This is a genomic window from Shouchella oshimensis, from assembly GCF_004375095.1.
GTDB lineage: Bacteria > Bacillota > Bacilli > Bacillales > Bacillaceae_D > Shouchella > Shouchella oshimensis.
Window position 1 is genome coordinate 592,395 of the sequence record NZ_SNUX01000002.1, and the last position, 21,922, is coordinate 614,316.

Sequence of the window (21,922 nt, forward strand, 5' to 3'; positions counted from 1 at the left end):
TTTTTATAAAAACGAGAGGGGTTTTGAAATGAAGAAAACATTAAAGCTGTGCTTAACAGGACTTTGTTGTGTAGGATTTGCTGCTGCTTGTAGTTCGAGTGATACGGATGGAGACTCGACTTCTAATACGAATCCTGATGTTGAAGTAAGTAAAGAGGGCTTTCCTATCGTTGAAGAGGAAATTACATTATCGCTCATGGCACCTGGTACAGGACTTGCTGAGTGGAAAGACATGCCGACTTTGCAAGAGTACACAGAAATGACGAATATCTCATTTGAGTACACGACCCCGCCAATGAGTGATTTTGCAACACGATTAAACCTTGCGTTTGCTAGTGGCGACGTGGCTGATATTATTTATGGCGCCGGCACATCGAATTTAACACCAGGAATGGAAGTGGATTACGGGAGACAAGGAATCCTAATTCCGCTTGAAGATCTTATTGCTGAATATGCGCCAAATATTCAACGGTTATTAGATGAAAATCCTGACATTGCTCGTTCAATTACAACGGTTGATGGTCATATTTATTCGTTACCGGTCATTAATCAGCACCCGAATTCAAGCTGGGCTGTGCCAATGTGGTACAACGGTGAGTGGTTAGATGCCCTTGATGCAGAAGTGCCTACAACAACAGATGAGTTATATGATCTGCTTGTCCGTTTCAGAGATGAAGACCCGAATGGTAATGGAGAAGCAGACGAGATTCCGTTGCTTGATGTTCAAATGAATAGTACGCGTTTAGCATTTCTCGGGGCATTTGGTATGAAGGCTTGGGGAATTGAAGAAGTGGACGGGGAAGTACGGTATGCCCCTCATACGGAAAACTATAAGGAATACTTGACGTACATGAATAAACTGTTCGAAGAGGGGCTTCTTGACCCAGAAACGTTTTCTCAGTCTGATGAGCAAAAGAAAGCAAAAGGACAAGAAAACAGACTTGGTTTATTCCCGGATTGGTTCTCGTTCTTTACGACTGGTCAATCAGAAGATGAAGCTATGAACAATCCAATGTTTCATGCGTTATCTAGTCCTATAACTGATGAACCACTTATTCCAATTAATCCAGGCATTACAAGAGGGACGTTTGCGATTACAAGTAATAATGAATACCCAGAAGCTTCTATTCGATGGGTTGACTACTTCTATTCGGATGAAGGATCTGAATTCTTAGATCATGGACCGGAAGGCTATCTTTTTGAGCGTGATGAAGATGGAAATAAGGTGAAGCTTGATCCGCCACCTCAATTCGATAGTGCGGAAGATTACCGTGGGACATTAACTCCGGCCTATGGTATCCCAACACCAACATTAGTAAAACGAGTCGAAGGTGTTGAAGTGAGTGAATTTGATCAGTTCCTTGATGCTGAAACAGAAGAGAAGATTGGACCTTATGGTGAAGTGCCGATTCCTCTTCTTTATTTAACAAATGAGGAACAAGAAATTGTCAATACGATAGAAGTTGACCTTAAATCCTATGTCGAGCAGTTAGAGGCACGATTTATTACTGGGGTGGAACCGCTGTCAAACTGGGATAAATATGTGGATACCATTGAGAGTATGAACATTGAAGAATACATTGAGATTTATCAAGTCGCCTATGATCGTTGGGCAAGTAGCTAATTAAAAATGAAGCTCGTATTAAACTTGAGTTCAAGTCGTATACGAGCTTTTTCTCTTAAAAAGGAGGAATGGAGATGACAGATAACCTCGAAGAAGTAACAGATGGTGTACATCATTACAGTAAAGAAGAGAGCTATGTGGCGCCGAAAGAGGAAGCGTTACAAGCGCAATTGGAATGGTTTAAAGATCAAAAAATTGGGCTGATGATGCATTGGGGGCCATATTCACAGTTAGGTGTGGTTGAGTCATGGGCGCTAAGTGATGAGGATGCAGAGTGGTCGAGAGAAGAAATTGACTGGGAGCATGATTCGAAATCATTAAAGCAACAGTACGTTGCGTTAAACAAAACCTTTCATCCGATTCGATTCCAGCCTGATGCATGGGCGGATTTAGCAAAGGATACTGGATTTAAGTATCTTGTGTTTACAACAAAACACCACGATGGTTTTGCGATGTGGGATACAAAGACAACAGAGTATAAAATCACAGGTTCAGCTTGTCCGTTTCATCGGCATCCTTATGCTGACGTATGCAAGCAGCTTTTTGATGCGTTTAGAGCAAGAGGATTGGGAATATCAGCGTATTTTTCAAAAGCTGATTGGCATGTCCCATCGTACTGGACTCCGAATAAGACAGGTAGTGGGTACACGAGGCGCGGACCTTCTTACGATCCAAAGGAAGATCCAGCATTATGGGAACAATTTGTCCAATTTACCCACGAACAAATCCTTGAATTGTTAACCAACTACGGCAGAATTGATATGCTTTGGCTTGATGCAGGATGGGTTTCCCCAAAAAACAACCAAGACATTCGTTTAGGAGAAGTGGTAGAGAAGGCGAGGAAAACGCAGCCGTGGCTTCTTGCTGCTGATCGTACAGTCGGCGGACCGTATGAAAATATATTAACACCTGAACAAATGGTACCTAATAAACCAATCTTTGTTCCTTGGGAGAGTTGTATAACAATGGGGAGTGCTTTTTCATTTCGATATGAAGATGACTACAAATCTGGTAGAGACCTTGTTCATTTATTAATAGAGATCGTGTCTAAGGGTGGGAATTTAGCGTTAAATGTTGCACCACAGCCGGATGGTCGTCTGCCTAGAGGCGCAGTTAAACGTATGAAGGAGTTAGGTGCTTGGTTGCAACAATTTGGTGAAAGCATTTATGGAACAAGGCCTGTGTCCCCATATTATTTAGAGAACATGGCATTTACAAGAAAGGGAAATATTGTGTACTGCTTTGTTTTCATTCATACGAAAGCAGATTTAAACGGTGGTTCACTAACGATTCCTTATGAAGGTGCTGTAGACCAGGTAGAGTTGATGAATAACGGTCAAGTATTGTCTTTTCATAGAGTTGAAAACGAGTTAGTTGTAAACCGACCAGATTGGGAAGGGGAGCATGACCTTCCATACGCATACGTATTAAAATTAACGATCGCTCTCTAATAAAGCGAGAAGGAATGGTAAATATGCAACGCTTACAACGGTGTTTAAATCAAATTCAAGAGTGGGTCCATCATGATCGCATTGATATAAAAGATTGGATAGGAACACGTAGTTACTATAACAACCCAGGTGAATATGAACAAATAGACGAAGAGCCATATGTCATTCAAGTTGGAGATCGGTTACTTGATTCTGGAGAAACGATGATCTTTGAAAAGCAGCTCAAAGTACCAGAAAAATGGATGAATGAAGAGGTTGAACTGGTTTTTCACGTAGGTCAGCATGGGGTTAAAACAAACCATGAAGGATTAGTGTATCTTAATGGTATTCCGTATCATGGTATAGATCGAAATCGGCATAGCGTACCTCTTCCTAAAGGAATAGAGAATCAACATTCGTATAGAGTGAAAATTGAGCTGTTTAATCCAACGGCTCAAGTCATTGATCCACTAAATAGGCAAAACGAGCCAGCAGAATATGCGCCGGCACCACTGTATTTATTGGAGAGTGGGTTTGTTCGAAAAAACAAAGCATTAGAGAATTTGTATTACACGATGAAGGTTTATTTGGAAGCGGCTAAGTTGTTACCAGAATCAGATATGAATCGAATAAAGATCATTGACGAGCTGATAGGAGTAAAGAAATGGGTAATGAATACAGAAGTAGCTACTCTACTGGACAATAGTGCATTAGTAAGTGAAAAGGAAGCCACTCTTTCTCGCGCTTTGACAGACATAGGTGGACAGAATCGTGGATCTATCCATATGGTCGGGCAATCTCATATTGATTTAGCATGGTTATGGCCGATGAAAGAGGCTGTTCGAAAAACGAGTCGCACCTTTTCAACCATGAGTACATTGTTAGATCATTATGACCATTTTCACTATGCTCAAAGTCAACCTCAAGCCTATGCGTTTGTTAAAGACCATTATCCTGAGCTTTACGAACGAGTGAAGCAGCATATTCATAGTGGACGGTGGGAAGTCGTTGGAGGCATGTGGGTCGAGCCAGACTTGAACATCCCTTCTGGTGAATCCCTTGTTCGACAACTTTTGTATGGAATGGCCTTTTATCAAGAAGAGTTTGGTAAGCAACCTCGAATTGAATGGTTGCCGGATACGTTTGGTTATTGTGCATCTTTACCTCAACTGTTGAAAAAAGCAGGCTTAGATTATTTTATGACGACGAAAATGAATTGGAATGACACCAATCCGTTTCCATATGATCTTTTTAATTGGGTGGGAATCGACGGTACAAGCATTCTTTCTTACATCAACCACGGCGTTAATGAGCACACACATCCAAAGGAAATAGCTGAGCATTGGGGAAGCTATAAGCAAAAAGCTGTTCATCCAGAGCAAATGCTCCTTTATGGTCATGGTGATGGAGGAGGAGGTGTCACAAAAGAAATGCTCGAATACGTAGAGCGATCTGCTAGCTTACCAGGACTTCCGGATACATCCTACAGTACGGCACATCAATTTTTTGATCGTGTTGTAGAAGAAAATCCTGTCCTGCCTACTTGGGTTGGAGATCTTTATTTGGAACTTCATCGCGGTACATATACGACACATGGCCAAGTGAAACGGTGGAATCGGAAAGCAGAGGTGTTATACCGTGACGCCGAAATTTGGTCCAGTCTATTAAGCTTGAAGACGAGCAAGTGGGAAGCTACGAATCTTGAAGAGGGATGGAAGCTTTTATTGTTTAATCAATTTCACGACATTATTCCTGGTACCTCGATTCCAGAAGTATACGAAAAAGCGGAAGCAGATTATAAAGAACTCATAGGTATTGGAGAAGGCGTAAAACAACAAGCTCTGCAGGCGCTTGCTCAAGAGGTTGAAACAGATCGAATAGGGCAGCCGCTTATCGTATTTAATAGTCTCTCTTGGGAGAGATCGGAAGTTGTAAAGATCGTAGGGAAAGAAGAACTATTGTCGCTTGTTGTAGTAGATGAGAACGATCAGCTATTAAAAAGTGATTGTGTTATAGAGAAGGATGGACGAGTCACTCGAATGGTTTACGTACCAGCTATCCCACAAATGGGCTATCGAACGGTATGGTTACGGTCAGAAGAAGAGAAAAAGACACCGATGCTAACACAGCCTTTTGATTGGAAGTGGGAAACCGATTTTTATCAGATCGAATGGAATGAAAATGGCGAATTGACGAGGTTGTATGATAAACAGGCATGTCGGGAAGTGCTGAGGCAAGGTGAGTGTGGTAATCAGTTTCAGCTCTTTCATGACCAGCCCACTTATTGGGATGCGTGGGATATCGATCCTCTGTTTGCTGAGCAAGAGGCATATCGACCTGAGTTATTGTCAGTGGATGTTGTATTAAAAGGAAAGACGATGGATCGAATTCGGTTTAAATGGACGCTATCAAGCTCGTTCATTGAGCAAGACCTTGTGTTGTACCATCATTCCGCCCGAATAGATTTTGAAACAAGGGTGAGCTGGCACGAAACCCATAAGTTGTTGAAAGTAGCTTTCCCAGTCGATGTTCAAACGAGTAAAGCTACATTTGAAATTCCGTTCGGTGTCGTTGAAAGAGCGACTCACTCTAATACAAGTTGGGAAAAGGCGCAATTTGAAGTGTGTGGACACCGTTTTGCCGATATTTCGGAAGGCAATTATGGCGTCAGCTTGTTAAACGACTGTAAATATGGCTACGACGTTAGAGGTAGTCAGCTCCGATTATCGTTACTAAGAGCACCTAAATGGCCAGATCCTAATGCTGATCAAGGAGATCACCTGTTTACGTATTCACTTCTTCCTCACCAAGGTACATGGAATTCAGCAAATGTTGTGCGAAGGGGCTATGAATTAAACCATCCTGTCACTTCTATACAGGCGGATGCGCATAAAGGGACGTTGCCAACTCAGCATAGCTTTATCGAGCTAAAGGCACAACATGCGATTCTGGATACCGTGAAGCGATCTGAAAAGGATGAAGGGATTACGATGCGCTTCTATGAATCGAGTGGTGGGCAGGAAGCAATGGAATTGAAGCTCCCACAACCGTCCTTTCAACAGGCAACTGAAACAAACTTGTTAGAAACACCCCTTGCTCCGCTGTCTATGGAAGCAGGCGTTTTACGTACGACAATCAAGCCTTTTGAAGTGAAAACAATTACATTTAGTAACAAGTAAGGAGTTGGATGGTCGATGAATTATAGAGACCCAAGCTTACCAATTGAGATGCGGGTTGAAGCGTTGCTGTCGCAGATGACGTTAAAAGAAAAAGTTGGGCAGCTGAATCAGAAAATGTACGGATGGGATGCGTATAACAAAACGAACGAAGGGATTGAGCTAACTGAAGCATTTAAAGAGCAGGTGCGTTTCGGGGAAGGAATGGGTGCTCTTTATGGTTTATTTCGCTCTGATCCTTGGTCTGGTGTCACGTATGAGAACGGCATACCGACAGAACAAAATGCCTCAATAGCTAATACCATTCAACGCTATGTTATGGACCATACAAGGCTAGGTATTCCTATTCTACTATCAGAAGAGTGCCCACACGGTCATCAAGCACTAGACGGAACGATGATTCCAACGAACATTGGCATCGGCTCGACGTGGAATCCAGAGCTTATGGAAGAGGCGTACAGTTATATCGCGGCTGAAATTCGGTCTAGAGGAGCACACCTTGGTTTAATTTCTACATTGGACATTTTACGAGATCCAAGATGGGGCAGGTCAGAGGAATGTTATAGTGAAGATCCTTTTCTAGCAGCAGAAATGACGAAAGCTGCAGTATATGGCTTACAAGGTAAGGAGGGCAAACCGGGTAAAAATCAAATTGGTGCGGTGTTAAAACATTTTGCTGCCCAAGGTGCAGGAGAAAGAGGGTTAAATGCCGGTCCTGTTCCAATCGGTGAAAGAGAACTACGTGAAATTCACTTGCCCGGTATGAAAGCAGGGGTAGAAGCCGGTGCCCTTGGTTGTATGGCTGCATACAACGAAATTGACGGCATTCCTTGTCACGCAAATGAGTCATTATTGACGGGCATTCTTCGAGAAGAGTGGGGGTTTGAAGGGATTGTGATGGCAGATGGCGTGGCAAATGATCGGCTTCAACAATTAACAGGAAGCGTTGAAAAAGCTGGTGCCTTAGCGCTTTCTGCAGGCGTTGATTTAAGTTTATGGGACGTTACTTTTACGAGATTAAGTGAGGCTGTAACGAATGGTGATGTGAAAGAGGAGCTTATTGATAGAGCCGTTCGTCGTGTGTTACGGCTAAAATTCCTACTTGGCTTGTTTGAAGAACCGTTTGTTGATGAGAGCCGTTCAAAAGAAGTCGTTGGTCATTCCACATTTAAACAGCTAAATGAGCAAGTGGCCCGAGAGACCATCGTTTTACTTAAGAACGAACACGCCACATTACCATTGGCGAAAAAAACAAAAAAAATCGCTGTTATTGGACCGAACGCTGATCAGATTGAACATCAGTTAGGAGACTATACATCGTTTCGGAGAACCGATAAAGGGACAACCATTTTAAAAGGTATTCAAAAACGAAGTGCTGGAGAAGTGATTTATTCTAAAGGATGTAGCGTACGTGGGTATTCGAAAGAGGGGTTTAGGGAAGCGATTACCGCAGCTGCAGATGCAGATGTTGCGATTGTTGTTATTGGTGGAAGTAGTGCAAGGAATGTGGAGTTGTCATTTGATACGAATGGTGCTGCTATTATAGATGATCGTCGAACGGAAATGGACTGTGGAGAAGGTGTGGACGTAGCCGATTTACAGCTTGGCGGGGTGCAGCAAGAACTAATCGTTGAATTAGCGAAAACAGGTACGCCATTAATCGCTGTGGTGATTCAAGGAAGGCCACACGCACTGACTGAAATTGAACCCTATTGTACGGCTATACTATGTGGTTGGTATCCTGGTGAAGAGGGAGGAACGGCGATAAGTGAGGTGTTGTTTGGAGACGTGAATCCAAGTGGAAAGCTAGCAGTGTCAATGCCTCGTTCAAGCGCGCAGTTGCCGATTTATTACAATTATAAAGATCAAGGAAGAGCTCCTACTTACTTGGATATGGAGGCAGCACCGCTTTTTCCTTTTGGGCATGGTCTAAGCTATACAACGTTTGCTCTACAACAGATACGGGTGCTGAATCCAAGTATATCGCTAGCAGGTCTGCGAGCTGGAGAATTAATTTCTATACAAGTTGATGTTGTAAATACTGGCTTAGTAGAAGGGGCGGAGGTCATTCAATTGTATATAAAGGATGTAGAAGCAACAACTACCCGTAGAATAAAGGAATTAAAAGCATTTAAAAAGATTCTTCTAGCACCACAAGAAAAAAAGACAGTGACAGTAACATTAGGTGAAGAGGCACTTTCCATCTGGAATAAGGACATGACATTTGGGCCAGAACCTGGAAAGGTGAACATAATGGTGGGAAGTGAATCTCAGAAAACGGAAGAGGTAACGATTACTATACTTGAACAATAAGTGTTAAATGGATAATAAAGGGATTTATATTCTTTCATTTCGAAAAAATGAAAAAAGAATGTGAATCCCTCTTGCTTGTGATGGATGTTTATCGCTATCATAGAATAAATACATCGTTAACTATAGCGGATCATTTTTTTGAAAGGGCTTACGAAGAAGATGAACAAAAAGGGAGGTGGATAGGTGCTGACTAAAAGAGGTTCAAAATTACTATACAAATATATCATCTCCTATCTTCTCGTCTTCCTTGTTCCTTTTACGATTATGAGTATTGTCATTTACTATAATGCGGTAACGAGTTTAAGAGAGGAAATTGAGCAATCAAGCATTAATAACTTAGAACAGGTTAGGAATTTAACGGATGAACGTTTATCGGAGCTCGTTACATTATCAGCAAGAATTTCATTAGATCCTCGTTTGACACCTTATATGATTAGTCACCCCTATTATGGTGGGGAGGCGACGGATGAGTTGAGAAAATATCGAGCAAATAGTGCAATTGTTGAAGAATTATTTGTCTACTATAAACAACAAGATGTTCTTTATTCGACAAATGGCTCGTATTCGATGAGTGCACTTTTACAAAATAGTGAGGAACTGCAGCGAGTAGGGAGAGAAGATTTACTCGCTGACTTACATACAGATGTACCGCTTATACGAGTAGCTAGTAATCGTATTCTTTATCTTGTACCAATTTCACCAAATTCAGAAAAGCCCCATGGAACGGTTATGTTTTTTATAGAAGAAGCCACAATCATTAATATGATCCGCAATCTTCTAGGAGAAATAGAAGGAAATGTGTATATCTTTAACAAAGATCGGGAAACCGTCGCATCTGTTACGAGTGATGAGTTCGTTCAAACAGAGGATATCCAATCGTTATCAAACGGCTTTACAGGAGTAGAAACCGTTCAACTCCACGGAAGTGATTATTCGATGGTTTCGGTAGAGTCAGAGGTAAGCGGATGGACATTTGTTACAGTAATGGATCAAAACCAGTTTTTTATTAAGCTCAATAACGTACAAGTGATTATGGTTTCTTTTTTAGTTGTCCTATTTGTAGTAGGTTTAGTCTTAGCTGTCCTTTTAGGTAGAAATCAATACAAACCGATCAGTCAGCTCATCGCCATTACTCATAAAGGGAAGCATTCCCCACCTTTTGTTAAAGGTGAAAATGAATTGGAGAATCTAGGCAAAACCGTTACGTCTTTATATGAAAATCATGAATTGTTAAATGAAACCATTGATCTACATCAACCATTTGCCCGTGACCAATTTTTGACTCGTCTGTTAAGAGGTCATTACTACGACGCTGAAGAGATTGAGTCGATTATGGAATCGTTAAAATTATCATTAAGAGGAGATTGTTTCTTTGTTGTTATTGCGCAATTTGAATCAGAATCGTTTTCGAATACGAAAGATAAAGATAAGCTTTTACAAGTGGTTTCAAGAAAGACGTTAGAAGATGCTACTGCTTATGCTGTTGACTTTCTGCATTCTGATTCAATTGTTGTCATGATTTCAATGGCTGGTTCAAAAGGAAATATGACTAGAGATGCTATTGATCACATTGTTCATGACATTCAAAAGGAGATGAAAGACTTTACGGTTTACAAGCCAACAATCGGTGTTGGACAACTGTACGACGATAAGACAAAAATTAATCGCTCTTACATTGAAGCACTCGCAACGATGGATTATAAATTTTCCGCTCCTCAAGGAAGCGTTCTGTTCTTCGAGGATTTAGAGACAGAAACCCATCATTTGCTAGGCTATCTAAAGGAAGAGCAAATGAAGTATGTACAAAGTATCAAGCAAGGCGATTTTACTGTCGCAGACGAAATGTTAGGCGATATGTTTGAAGCGTTAGGGAGCAAAGGGCTTTCGATTAATGAAATAAAATGTATTTGTTTTGATATTATCAACACGACGTTACGAACTGTATCTGAATTAGGCTTTGATCGCTATATGAAACAAGTTGATCCATTAGTTGAATTTAAGTCAATTACCCAGTTGCACAAACAACTGCAACGTATTGTCGAAGTGATTTGCAAAGAAGTGGAAGAAAAGAAAGATAGTCACAACAATAAATTGAAAAATGATATCCTGACTTTTATTGAGCAAAACTATAAAAAGTACGAGATATCATTAGAAGTGGTTGCACAAGAATTTTATCTGTCTGTTTCTTATTTAAGTCGGTTTATTAAAGAACAAACAGGTGAAACGTTCACTCAATTAATACAACGGTTGCGCATTCGTTATGTAAAAGAACAGTTAACTCAGACAGATCAGCCGATTAAAGATGTTGTGAGCGATGTTGGGTATAAGGACGTAGCTAATTTCATTCGTAAATTTAAAAAAATTGAAGGCATGACACCTGGGGAATATCGAAAACTTCATAAAGGATAATAGATGATGCTTTAGCTATCGTTTAGATGCCACACAAGTAAAAGAACACGGTTGCGTTAAGCCGTGTTCTTTTTTGTTTCGATTTATCATTCAATTCCTTTAAAAAAATGGAAAGACATTCATTTTGATTATGCAATGTATAAAAATTTTTATAATTTCTATTTCAATAAAAAGAGCATAATGATAGAGGTTTTCGCCATTTATTCTTTTGGTAAAAGCCAATAAATAAAAGGTGTATGTAAAGTACAAATTTTTTTAAATTATTAGACTTGTTATACTTTTCAAAGACAAACATCGAGGTTTTTATACACCATAGAACAAGATCTTAGCAGAAGGGAGGATTATGTAAGTCAAAACGTACGAATGAAGTCGAATGGTCATATTACAGGGAGGTTCTAAGTGAGAAATAGGAAGATTGATTATAAGAAGAAAATGCATGCACGGAACAGAAGGGTTACTAAAAAAACAACTGCCATTATTGCTGCTTCATCTTTACTATTCACAACGACTCAACTAGCATTTCCTGCAACAACTAACTTAAGTCCATTAACGAATCCGTCTGTTGCTTTAGCGGCACCCATTGAACAAGCGTCGTTACTTAATGTTTCGATTTTAGAAAATACATCACTTGTCTCAAATAATGGGGAGAGACAAGAAAAGAATGAATCTGGAAATTATGACCTTGATTTAACATTTAGTGGAACGGGTCTTGCAAATGTTGGATTGGCAGATAACAAAGTAGTTGTTTTTACCCTACCTGAAGAACTTCAAGGAAAAGTAGTGGGAAATACAACGGTTACGATTAACGCGCAGCTAACAGCAGTAACACCTGGAGACTTGCCTGGTATATCACCTATTATTAATACGGTAGGTACTGCAGTGGAGGCATTGACAAGTATACCTGGCATTAACAATATCCTGGACTTGAATCCACTAAACACTGCGTTTGATTCGGTTCGTAGCGTACAGGATTTAGGTGCTTATGAGGTCGAGGTAGCTGGGATTGTATCTGAAGATGGAACAACGATCACGGTCGATTTCACAGAAGGTCTTGGTGAATATGTTCGTGAAGCCTTTGTGGAATTCTTGACACCGCTCAGGGATGCGATTAATGAACTTGAATATAATGGGCTTGTACCTGGTGTAAGAACAGCCATTGAAGCGCTTAAAACAGCTGCAAATCCTTTGTTTGATTTAATTGACGCCATTGTGGATGGATCGAGTGATCTCTTAACCTCTGCACTAGACGTTAATTTATTAGGAAGCACGCAGTTTAGGTTACAAACAGAAATAAGTGATCCAATGGTACCGAACGCTGTCGTAAGTGCAGCAGCAATCAATGAAACGTTCATTGATATTGATTTATTAAATGCCATTCGGACTGAAGGAGCAAGACAAAATTTAATTTTTGACGATGAATCAGATGCGGATGCCGATGCGGATGCTGACGCCGATGCTGACGCTGATGCGGATGCTGACGCAGATGCTGACGCTGATGCCGATGCGGATGCTGACGCTGACGCTGACGCCGATGCTGATGCGGATGCTGATGCCGATGCTGACGCTGACGCTGATGCGGATGCTGACGCCGATGCGGATGCAGATGCGGATGCTGACGCCGATGCTGACGCTGATGCGGATGCTGACGCTGACGCTGATGCGGATGCCGACGCTGATGCTGACGCCGATGCAGATGCAGATGCCGATGCCGATGCAGATGCCGATGCAGATGCTGATGCCGATGCGGATGCCGACGCGGATGCTGATGCGGATGCGGATGCCGATGCGGATGCTGACGCCGATGCAGATGCCGATGCAGATGCGGATGCTGACGCCGATGCTGATGCGGATGCCGACGCTGATGCGGATGCCGACGCCGATGCAGATGCCGATGCAGATGCGGATGCCGATGCGGATGCTGACGCCGATGCAGATGCTGATGCTGACGCTGATGCTGATGCCGATGCAGATGCCGATGCAGATGCGGATGCAGATGCGGATGCTGACGCCGATGCAGATGCTGATGCGGATGCGGATGCCGATGCGGATGCTGACGCTGATGCAGACGCCGATGCTGATGCTGACGCCGATGCTGATGCGGATGCGGATGCGGATGCCGATGCGGATGCTGACGCCGATGCGGATGCCGATGCAGACTCAGACTCAGATTCTGATGATGACGATCCAGCTGAAGGGGTATTTCCAGATGCTCCGCGATCAACACCAATCTTTGAAGATGATTTAATACTAACTGGTGAAGGGCTCGTTGGATCGACTGTCTACGCACTTGTTAATGGTCAGATTATCGGTTCGAGTGATGTGTCAGCAATTCGAGCACTTGATATTATTATTGACAATAATGGTGTATTCACCATTGAGCTGGATGAGCCTTTACCTGCTGGAACAATTATTGAATTTTACCAAGTTGATGAAGATGGCCAGCAAAGTGAATCATCCTATGTAAGAGTTTTACCAGTTAGCGACGATGGTGATGCCGATGCCGACGCTGATGCAGACGCTGATGCCGACGCTGACGCTGATGCAGATGCAGACGCTGACGCCGATGCCGACGCTGATGCGGATGCCGATGCTGATGCAGACGCTGACGCTGATGCCGATGCGGATGCCGATGCGGATGCAGACGCCGATGCCGATGCCGACGCTGATGCCGATGCGGATGCAGACGCTGATGCTGACGCCGATGCCGATGCTGATGCGGATGCCGATGCTGATGCTGATGCTGACGCTGATGCGGATGCCGACGCTGATGCTGACGCCGATGCCGATGCGGATGCCGATGCTGATGCGGATGCCGATGCTGATGCGGATGCCGATGCCGACGCGGATTCCGACAAGGATAAGGATTACGAACGAATCGATAATCGTTATGGAGGCGACTCTGGCAAGGGCTATGATGGAAATGGAGATAAGCTACCAAAAACAGCCACACATGCTTGGGCTTATGGAGCTGCTGGCGTAATGGCACTTCTTTCCGGTCTATTTGCAAGACTCTTCGGACGAAATAGGAAGAATGGGTAAGAGTTAATAAGATGCGTTAGAGGGGAGATCGTTCTCCCCCTAACCTATTAATTAGGAGGAATGTACATGGAAACATCACAATCGAAACAAGTAGACTCTTTAGAAAAAAAGCTAGATCTTTTTTATGAGACTCTTCAAAAAGAAGGGCATTTAGGTTTTTTGAAAAATTCAACACGAGTCATTTTCTTTCTATCGATTGGGTGTCCGAAGCGTAGGGCAGATGTTTTCCAGGCTAGTGAAACACTTCCATTAAAAGCATGGCGACTTGTGAAGAGGCAAGCGCTTCAGCATTACAAAGAAAGTCAGTATGATTGGTTAAAATTAGATATTGTAGAAAGTGAAGAAAGTCATAGCGTGAATGATTTCGTGAAAGTCATAACAGAAACAAAGAAAAACTATTTTCGAAAAGGCATTTCTTTCGATAAACAATATCGGTTTGCGTTTTTAGAGCAGGAAATTAACGGAAACGCCATTGTGCAAATTGATAAACAAACTGGAAGGGGCTTTATCCAAGAAAAGAATCTAAAAGAGTATGCTAAGAGCCATCGTCCTTTAATGCCTAAGCTTGATCTTAGTAGAATTGATAAGATTCGAACGTTTACTACACGTGGATTCTTTTTTGAAAAAAATCGCCTATTTCCTGTACACAACACAAACTTAGATAATGGACGGAGAAAGACGCCGTTAACAATAGATGAAGTAGACCATTTAATACGAGAAAGCGCAACTTTTCTAGCAAATCAAGTGAAAGATACAGGGGCATTTGTATATGGGTATTTTTCTTGTTTTGATAAGGAAATTCAATTTTATAATGTGCTAAGACATGCGAGTACATTGTATTCCATGTTAGAGGCCTACGAGCTTTATCCTGATGAAGTATTAGAAAAAGCGATCAAAAGAGGGCTACATTATCTGGTTAATCATTGCACACGTAGCTATACCATTCAATCCGTTAATGTTGCCTATATAATTGACGGCGTTGGAGAAAATAAAGAAATTAAGCTTGGAGCCAATGCAGCCGCTATATTGGCATTAACAAAATTCCAAGAAGTGTTTAAGCAAAGTCAGTATGTAGAGATAACCCAATTATTGGGGGAAGGCATTTTGCAGATGCAAAAACATGATGGCAGTTTTAATCATGTTTTGTACCCAGAAAATCTACAAGTGAAAGAAAATTTTAGAATTATTTATTACGACGGAGAAGCGGCATTTGCCCTCATGCGTCTCTATGAACAGGACCCACAATCAAAATGGATCGATGCCGTTGAGTTCGCCTTTCAGTATTTTATCGAAAAAAAATATTGGAAGCATCATGACCACTGGTTAAGCTATTGTACGAACGAGCTAACAAAATATCGACCACGTAAAGAGTATTTTGAGTTCGGCTTACAGAACGTTTTGAAAAAGCTAAATTTCATCAAAAAAAGAGAAACCACGTACCCTACTTTTCTTGAACTGACATTAGCCGGATGGAATATGGTATCACGATTAAGAGAGCATGGGTGGGAAGAATTGCTTACACATAAAGAGATTCAACGATTAGAAGAAACGTTTCATGTACGAGCAGAATATCAAAGAAATGGCTTTTTCTATCCAGAGGTCGCCATGTACTTTAAGAAGCCGAGCAGAATTTTAGGTAGCTTCTATATTCGTCATCACTCATTTCGTTCACGGATTGATGATACGGAGCATTATTTATCAGGCTATGTAGCCTATTACAAGCTCCTGAAGAATCGTTCTGCATATAGAGAAAGGGGGGTTTCGTAATTAGAGCGTGGAAAATGGTTGGCAATAGCTTAATAGTAGTTGGCATGTGCCTGCTTGTTTGGTTCGGGTATGACTACTATCAGACAAAGTCTATGCAAGATCAGTCAATGGTAGAAGCCCAAGAGCGATTGTTTGTTGATTTGGGGAACAATGGCGCATTGGATCAATCGAACTTAACTATGACAAACAAGGAGGAGCCGCTGAGTCCCTTTCTTTCGCCAAGTGATGAGTATGCAAGAGAGTCTTTTCAATCAATAGAGATTAACCAAGGCGATGCTTTCGCTATTTTAGAGATTGAGTCTTTAGATCGACAGCTTCCTATTGTAGAAGGGACGAATCCAGAAGAGTTGCAGCGGGGGGTTGGTCATTATCGTGATTCTGTATTACCAGGTGGCGATGAACAAATCCTTTTGTCAGGGCACCGAGATACGGTTTTTCGCGATTTCGGTGAATTAGAGATAGGTGATCTTTTTATTGTGCATATGGAATACGGTTCTTTCCGATATAAAATAGAGGAGACAGAGATCGTAGATGCTGATGATCGAACGGTCATTCGGGAGATGGGTGAAGAAGTATTGGTAGTCACAACTTGCTACCCCTTTGACTTCATCAACCACGCCCCAGAACGATTCGTTATTTATGCTTATCCAATAGACTAATGTTGAATGGCCTTCATTTTATAGTCGCTGAACAATGCTTCTACCAGCTCATCTTGATTTGTTAACAAATCAGAAAGTGTGTATTGATCAAGCACATTCAGATAGGCATCGAGCGCTTCTTGTAGCGCTCGTTTTAATTTACAGGCGGGTTCTAAAGCACAAAAACCGTCTTTTTTCATGCACGTAACAAGCTCCAAGTTCTCATACTTACGAATGATGTTTCCGATTTGTATATACTCTGGGGATTGTGCTAGTTTATACCCACCGTTTCGTCCGTTTACCGAATCAATGTAGCCTGACTTGTTTAACTCCCACGCAATTTTTTTTAGATGATTAATCGAGACATCATAAACTGTAGAAATCTCATTTAATGTAATAATTTCATTCTCTTTTATCCCTAAGTACATCAATGTTCGTAAAGATGTATCGGTGAAAATGGTCAATTGCATGGACTCTCCCTCTTTTCATTGTGTGTTTTTTTTCTCTCTTTTTAAAATTCTGTTTCTACTAACAATGTAGCATCTTAACACATTGCAAAAAACTTGTATGTAGCATATACATTTAGAGTTGGTGAAATAGAAGTGCGTGAAAAAGGTTAGAGTGACAAGGGTTTGGTAGAGTTTATTCATCAATGTAGAGACAGGTTGGGAAATATTTAATCTGGTAATGAGGGGAAGCGATGAAGAAAAGCAGCCCCTATTAAGGAGCTGCTTTTCTATTACATATAGTGAATTTGATTTTTATAGTTCTTTATCATTTGCTCATTATAGTCATCTCCACCATCCATGTTTGCGCTTCGGAAAACGGGGACATCTTTCCCTTTTGCTTCTAGCTTTTCAATGAATTTGAGTACGATGGAATGAATGATAAAGCTTCCAGAAATCGTAGATGTCGGAGCCACTTTCTGTGTGAGCGATTGAATGGACACCGCTGCATCTCCAGGTTCTCCATAATTATCCATAACAAGGTCACTCACTTCAAACAATCGTTTACCGGAAGAGTGACGAGAAGGTACGCTCCTTGAATAGGTCAGATTCGTCAACGAAATGACGATCATTCCTCGTGCTTTTGCTTCAATGGCTAAATCAATTGCGACAGGATTACGTCCTGATACAGAGTGAATAAAGACGACATCGCCTTGTTGAACAGGCTTTGAATCCAGAATAATTTGGCCATATCCTTCTAATCGTTCCATTTTAGAAGTAAGTGTAATGGGTTCGACATTTAGCATTAATGCAGGACTAAAGAGTGGGTTAAAGAGGGCAAGTCCTCCTGAACGATAAAACGCATCTTCAGCCACAATTCCTGCGTGGGAAGCCCCAAAGATATAGAGAGAGCGCCCGTTTTCGACTGCCTCATCCATTAACGTTGCCGCTTGTTCAAGAATGGATTCTTGTTCTTGTAAAATCCGGGTAAGGATGTGCTCAATGGATTGATAATATTGTTTTATATAAGACATTTCGTTATCCTCCAGGAAAAAGACGTGCAATGAGATCACCTAAGAAACTCCAGAGTGAAAAGTCGTTTCCGCCGAAGATGACAATCCAATCAGCGGCTGTTCCACTTAAAATAGGAACAGATAGACCGACAAGCAAGATCATGACAACACCAGCTACAGCAGAACCAGCAATGGCGCCTCTTAATCCACCTTGTCCGTTGGCAATAATGGCGGCCGTACCAATTTCAAAGAAACACGTAATCGTTAAAGGTACAATAACGAAAGAGAAGACCCCCATACTACCTGTGATAAAAATGGTTGCAACTGATGTAATCATCGAGACAACAAATCCGATTAAGACAGCATTAGGTGCATAAGGGAATAAAATAGGTGCGTCGAGTGCTGGTACAGCATTTGGTATCCATTTTTGTGAAATTCCTTGGAAGGCTGGAATGATCTCAGCAAGCATCATTCTTACACCAAGTAATAGAACCGTTAACCCAGCTCCAAAAAGGATCCCTTGCATAACGCTATAAATGACCAGGTTTTGTTCTGCACCAAAAGCTGTTGAAGCCGTATCAAAACCAATAATTATACTGACTACGATGTAAACAAAGAACATGACAATGGAAGAGGTGATGCTGATTTCACGAAGAAATTCCGTTGAACTTGGAAATTTAATATCCTCAGACGATCTTCCTTTTGTCCCAAAAAGTTTCCCAACCATCCCTGCAATTAAAGAAAGTATGGTTGTTGGATGACCAATAATAAAATCATCTGACTGAGTTACTTTTCGAACAAAAGGTCGTAATAAAGCTGGAGCAATAATAATATAAAGAGCTGTTAAAATAGAAGCAAATAGAACGAGTTGCGTATTGGATAAATCGTTTTCAATACCGACTGCAACAAAGATAAAAGGGAACCAAAACAGCATATGCCCTGTTAAGAAAACGTGCTTAATAGGTGTAAAGCGGGCAACGACTAAATTAATAAGAAAGGCAATTAACATCGCAAGACCAATTTGTGTACCGTATTGACTCAGAATGGTATCGGCCCCTAGGGCAGGAGCAACCTCCGGGTTATCAATGTTGTACATGACATTAAAGCCCTCTGTTAATGGTGCAATGGAGTTCATTAAAATATTCGTACCTTGAGTCAAAATGACAACGCCAATAACCGTTTTTGCAGTACCTGAAACGACTGAAGAAAAATCTTTTCGAAGCAGCAAAAGTCCTGTAAGAGCGATAAGACCTAAGAAGATAGCTGGTTCACGAATAACCTCAATAAGAAAATCCATTCCTGTTTGCATAAAGAACCCCCCTTATTATAGTTGGAAGGAACGTAGGCATTATGCCTGAAGTTCCGCCTCAACTTTTTCTTTGATTTCTGCTTTGTTCACAAAGCTATTGATAATAATAACCGGCTTGTTAACCGTTTTTTGCAGTTTTTCGCCTAATTCTTTACTTGTGAAAATATAATCAGCTGGGGTGCTTTGGGCAGAGCCAACATCACCTGTAAATACATCTGCTTGAATGCCAAGCTCTTTTAGAACCCCATCTAAATTCATTTTCAACACCATTGAAGACCCAAGCCCGAAACCACATACTGTCATAATCTTTACTTTAGCCATTTTTTTACCTCTCCTTTACATTAAGTTGAAAATCTCTTCTTTTGATTGAGCGTGGCGCAGTTTTTCGACTTTTTCTTCATTAATGAGTACGCTTGAAAGCCGTTCAATAAGCTTCAAATGTGCTTCTGTTCCAGTTGCAGAAAACGAGAACACAAGATCAACAGGGTCATTTTGTTCGCTTCCGAATGACACAGCCTCGTCAAGTATTGCTAGTGAGATAGCATCCTCATGTACGGCTTCACTTGGTCTAGCATGTGCCATGGCGATACCAGGGCCAATCACAATGTATGGTCCATTTTCTTTGACAGAATGAATCATTTGAGCGATATACTCTTGCGTAATGGCTCCTGTACTTAACAGCAAAGATCCAGACGCTTGAATAGCTTCTTCCCAGTTGCTTGCTTTTACGTTAACGGCAACATGTTCTTTTCGTATCCATGTAGGCATCATGTCGCGTCCTTTCTTCCAATCCATTTTTGTAACAGCTGTGTTCGAGATGTTTCGTTTTCTAGATAGTGAAAGAGCTGTATAAAATCTTGGTTATGCGCTTCCTTCATAGCGAGGACGATAATCATTGTGACTTGTTCAGGATTAAGGTCGCCAAATTCAATCTCGTGTTCGAGTATCGTTAAACTAATGCCTTCTTTTTTTACATGCTCAGGGCTTGCATGAACAAAAGCCACTTTCGGAAGGAACACCATATAGGTTCCATTTCGTTCTACAGACATAATCATTTCTTGAATGTAGCTTTGTTCAATATAGCCTGCAGCGAGAAGGGGTTCGGACGCTAATGTAATGGCGTCACGCCAATCGTTTGTCTTAATCGTGTGTATTTTTTCATCAAACAAAGAAGGTTCTACTAATGAAGCGTTTCCGTAGACCTCATTAAAGGAAGCTAGCTGTTTGCGATTTACAATTTTATGAGCCTCGTGTTGAATCAATCGCTTATCTTGGTCACTGAGTAATGGACTGACACGAAACCGTTTCGTCTGATGCCAGTGTGGAATGGAAATTTCCTGAGTGGTCAAGATAAAATCAGGACTTGTTTCTTGTAGAACTTGCTCAAGATCTTGGGTTCGGACTACATGAATAATGTGAAAACCAGGCTCAATTTGCTCTAGCTTTGTTGTTAAGATGGACGATGCTGCAAGCCCTGATGAACAGACAACCATTACGGTTGGTAAAAAGTCACGGCTTCTGCTCCGCTCGTAAGCGGCGCTAATGTGCATCGTAATATAGGCGACTTCGCTTGCTAATAAATGAATCCCCATATTGTATGTTAGTTGAAAAACCATTTCATAAATGGCGCGATACCGAACTTTAATTTCTTCGGTGTAGGGATTTTCAATTTCCACACCTTGTGACATCCGCATAAATGCAGCTTTGATGTGGTGTGTTAAATCATTCGTCAGTTTTTCATCTGCAAGAAAATTTGTATGCAGAACGGTTGATAGTTGAGACAATAAGTGCTCACAGAACTGGCTCTCTCGGCTATTTTTTTTGAAATGGGACGTTCCTTTCTGATACGAGACGACTTTTGCCTGATCAAATAAATCATCAAGAAACGCAGATTCATGTAAAACGGAACGCTCGTCTTCTACATGATCTTTAATAAACGTACCAATGACACCTAAATGAAAGTGGCGCTTATGCCGGTGTTCTTTTGGTACAAATACATAGCTTTTTGCGGTGATTTGTTTTTTCCACCAACATAAGAAAAGCGTGAAGACATCAATGGAGGATTCACTATAATGTACACCTCGCTCTGTTTGAACAAGCGAAAGCCATGTTTTCATGAGCTCCATTTCACGTTCATTAACATTTAACCAGTCCTCAATTCGATCCAAATCGGCTCGTTTGTCTCCGAGCATCTGATAAAATGCAAGTCGCAGGCTTCGTTCAGTACCAATGACTTGAAATCCTTTCCAAGCCTGTTTGACAAGTTGCAAATCAAAGTGATCAAGCCATTCTTCCACATCAACCAAGTATTTGTGGACACTTGAGCGACTTAAAAAGAATTGATCCGCAAGCTCTTGAATCGTAAACGTTCCATTAATTGTGACGAACAGACTCATCATTAGTCTTTGAGTATGCTTGTCTGTACTTTCTTGCTTTCCTTCAATTAACTCGAACAGGTAAGGACGTTTGTCGTCTCCAACCCTTAAGCGAACGCCTTTTCCTGGCATTCTAGTCGTTGTCACTTGAATAGATTCTAAGCTGGTATCGATCGCATCTAAGTCATAGCGAATGGTTCGGCTACTAATATTTAACCATTTGGCTAAGAATTCAATGGTGACAAAGTGATCGCTTTCAAGTAATGTAAGCAAAATCGATTTTTGTCTAGAGGTCAACATAGGCATCACCCTTGTCTTTATAATAGCGGTAACTAAAATTCTTCCAAAGACTGAAAAATAGCACATATGTGGCAATGGGCTAA

At 41.4% G+C, this 21,922-nt stretch carries 15 protein-coding genes; 9 read left to right on the forward strand and 6 right to left on the reverse strand.

Annotated elements, in window-relative coordinates:
- Window positions 1-28 precede the first annotated feature (28 nt).
- The 9 genes from E2L03_RS09020 (at window position 29) to srtD (ending at window position 16,417) form a co-directional block, all read left to right on the forward strand.
- Window positions 29-1,624, forward strand: coding sequence for an extracellular solute-binding protein (locus E2L03_RS09020; protein ID WP_134259003.1), 1,596 nt, complete (start codon window positions 29-31; stop codon window positions 1,622-1,624).
- A gap of 74 nt (window positions 1,625-1,698) precedes the next feature.
- Entirely contained in the window at window positions 1,699-3,075 is a 1,377-nt protein-coding gene (locus E2L03_RS09025; RefSeq protein WP_134259004.1) for an alpha-L-fucosidase, read from the forward strand.
- Window positions 3,076-3,098: 23 nt separating this feature from the next.
- Window positions 3,099-6,233 (forward strand): alpha-mannosidase, encoded by a 3,135-nt coding sequence (locus tag E2L03_RS09030; RefSeq protein ID WP_134259005.1) that lies wholly within the window; start codon window positions 3,099-3,101, stop codon window positions 6,231-6,233.
- A gap of 15 nt (window positions 6,234-6,248) precedes the next feature.
- The gene (locus tag E2L03_RS09035) at window positions 6,249-8,543 is read left to right on the forward strand and encodes a glycoside hydrolase family 3 N-terminal domain-containing protein (RefSeq protein ID WP_134259006.1); all 2,295 of its coding nucleotides are present in this window, start codon (window positions 6,249-6,251) and stop codon (window positions 8,541-8,543) included.
- Window positions 8,544-8,590: 47 nt separating this feature from the next.
- Window positions 8,591-8,737, forward strand: a complete 147-nt coding sequence (locus tag E2L03_RS20380; protein WP_166740252.1) for a hypothetical protein — start codon at window positions 8,591-8,593, stop codon at window positions 8,735-8,737.
- Window positions 8,727-10,952: a helix-turn-helix domain-containing protein gene (locus E2L03_RS09040; protein ID WP_134259007.1), complete on the forward strand. Its 2,226-nt coding sequence runs from the start codon at window positions 8,727-8,729 to the stop codon at window positions 10,950-10,952. The genes E2L03_RS20380 and E2L03_RS09040 overlap by 11 nt, the downstream gene beginning before the upstream one ends.
- 399 nt (window positions 10,953-11,351) lie before the next feature.
- Window positions 11,352-13,991, forward strand: coding sequence for an adhesive domain-containing protein (locus E2L03_RS20650; RefSeq protein WP_208394347.1), 2,640 nt, complete (start codon window positions 11,352-11,354; stop codon window positions 13,989-13,991).
- Window positions 13,992-14,057: 66 nt separating this feature from the next.
- Window positions 14,058-15,758 carry a glycoside hydrolase family protein gene (locus tag E2L03_RS09050; protein WP_134259008.1) on the forward strand — a complete coding sequence of 567 codons (1,701 nt, stop codon included), beginning with the start codon at window positions 14,058-14,060 and terminating at the stop codon, window positions 15,756-15,758.
- 14 nt (window positions 15,759-15,772) lie between these two features.
- Entirely contained in the window at window positions 15,773-16,417 is a 645-nt protein-coding gene (srtD, locus tag E2L03_RS09055; protein ID WP_241741819.1) for a class D sortase, LPxTATN-specific, read from the forward strand.
- Here srtD and E2L03_RS09060 read toward each other — a convergent pair.
- The 6 genes from E2L03_RS09060 to E2L03_RS09085 all read right to left on the reverse strand — a co-directional run bounded on the left by E2L03_RS09060 (window position 16,414) and on the right by E2L03_RS09085 (window position 21,839).
- Window positions 16,414-16,866, reverse strand: a complete 453-nt coding sequence (locus E2L03_RS09060) for an Rrf2 family transcriptional regulator (protein WP_038476916.1) — start codon at window positions 16,864-16,866, stop codon at window positions 16,414-16,416. The two genes, srtD and E2L03_RS09060, sit on opposite strands and share 4 nt — an antisense overlap.
- A gap of 269 nt (window positions 16,867-17,135) precedes the next feature.
- The gene (locus tag E2L03_RS09065) at window positions 17,136-17,876 is read right to left on the reverse strand and encodes an SIS domain-containing protein (protein WP_134259009.1); all 741 of its coding nucleotides are present in this window, start codon (window positions 17,874-17,876) and stop codon (window positions 17,136-17,138) included.
- Window positions 17,877-17,880: 4 nt separating this feature from the next.
- Window positions 17,881-19,164: a PTS ascorbate transporter subunit IIC gene (gene ulaA / locus E2L03_RS09070; protein WP_038476922.1), complete on the reverse strand. Its 1,284-nt coding sequence runs from the start codon at window positions 19,162-19,164 to the stop codon at window positions 17,881-17,883.
- Window positions 19,165-19,203: 39 nt separating this feature from the next.
- Complete coding sequence (locus E2L03_RS09075) at window positions 19,204-19,485, reverse strand: PTS sugar transporter subunit IIB (RefSeq protein WP_038476925.1); 282 nt, start codon at window positions 19,483-19,485, stop codon at window positions 19,204-19,206.
- A 15-nt stretch (window positions 19,486-19,500) separates the two neighbouring features.
- Window positions 19,501-19,935 carry a PTS sugar transporter subunit IIA gene (locus E2L03_RS09080; protein WP_243839517.1) on the reverse strand — a complete coding sequence of 145 codons (435 nt, stop codon included), beginning with the start codon at window positions 19,933-19,935 and terminating at the stop codon, window positions 19,501-19,503.
- Window positions 19,932-21,839: a BglG family transcription antiterminator gene (locus E2L03_RS09085; protein ID WP_134259011.1), complete on the reverse strand. Its 1,908-nt coding sequence runs from the start codon at window positions 21,837-21,839 to the stop codon at window positions 19,932-19,934. Before E2L03_RS09085 ends, E2L03_RS09080 begins: the two co-directional genes overlap by 4 nt.
- Window positions 21,840-21,922 lie beyond the last annotated feature (83 nt).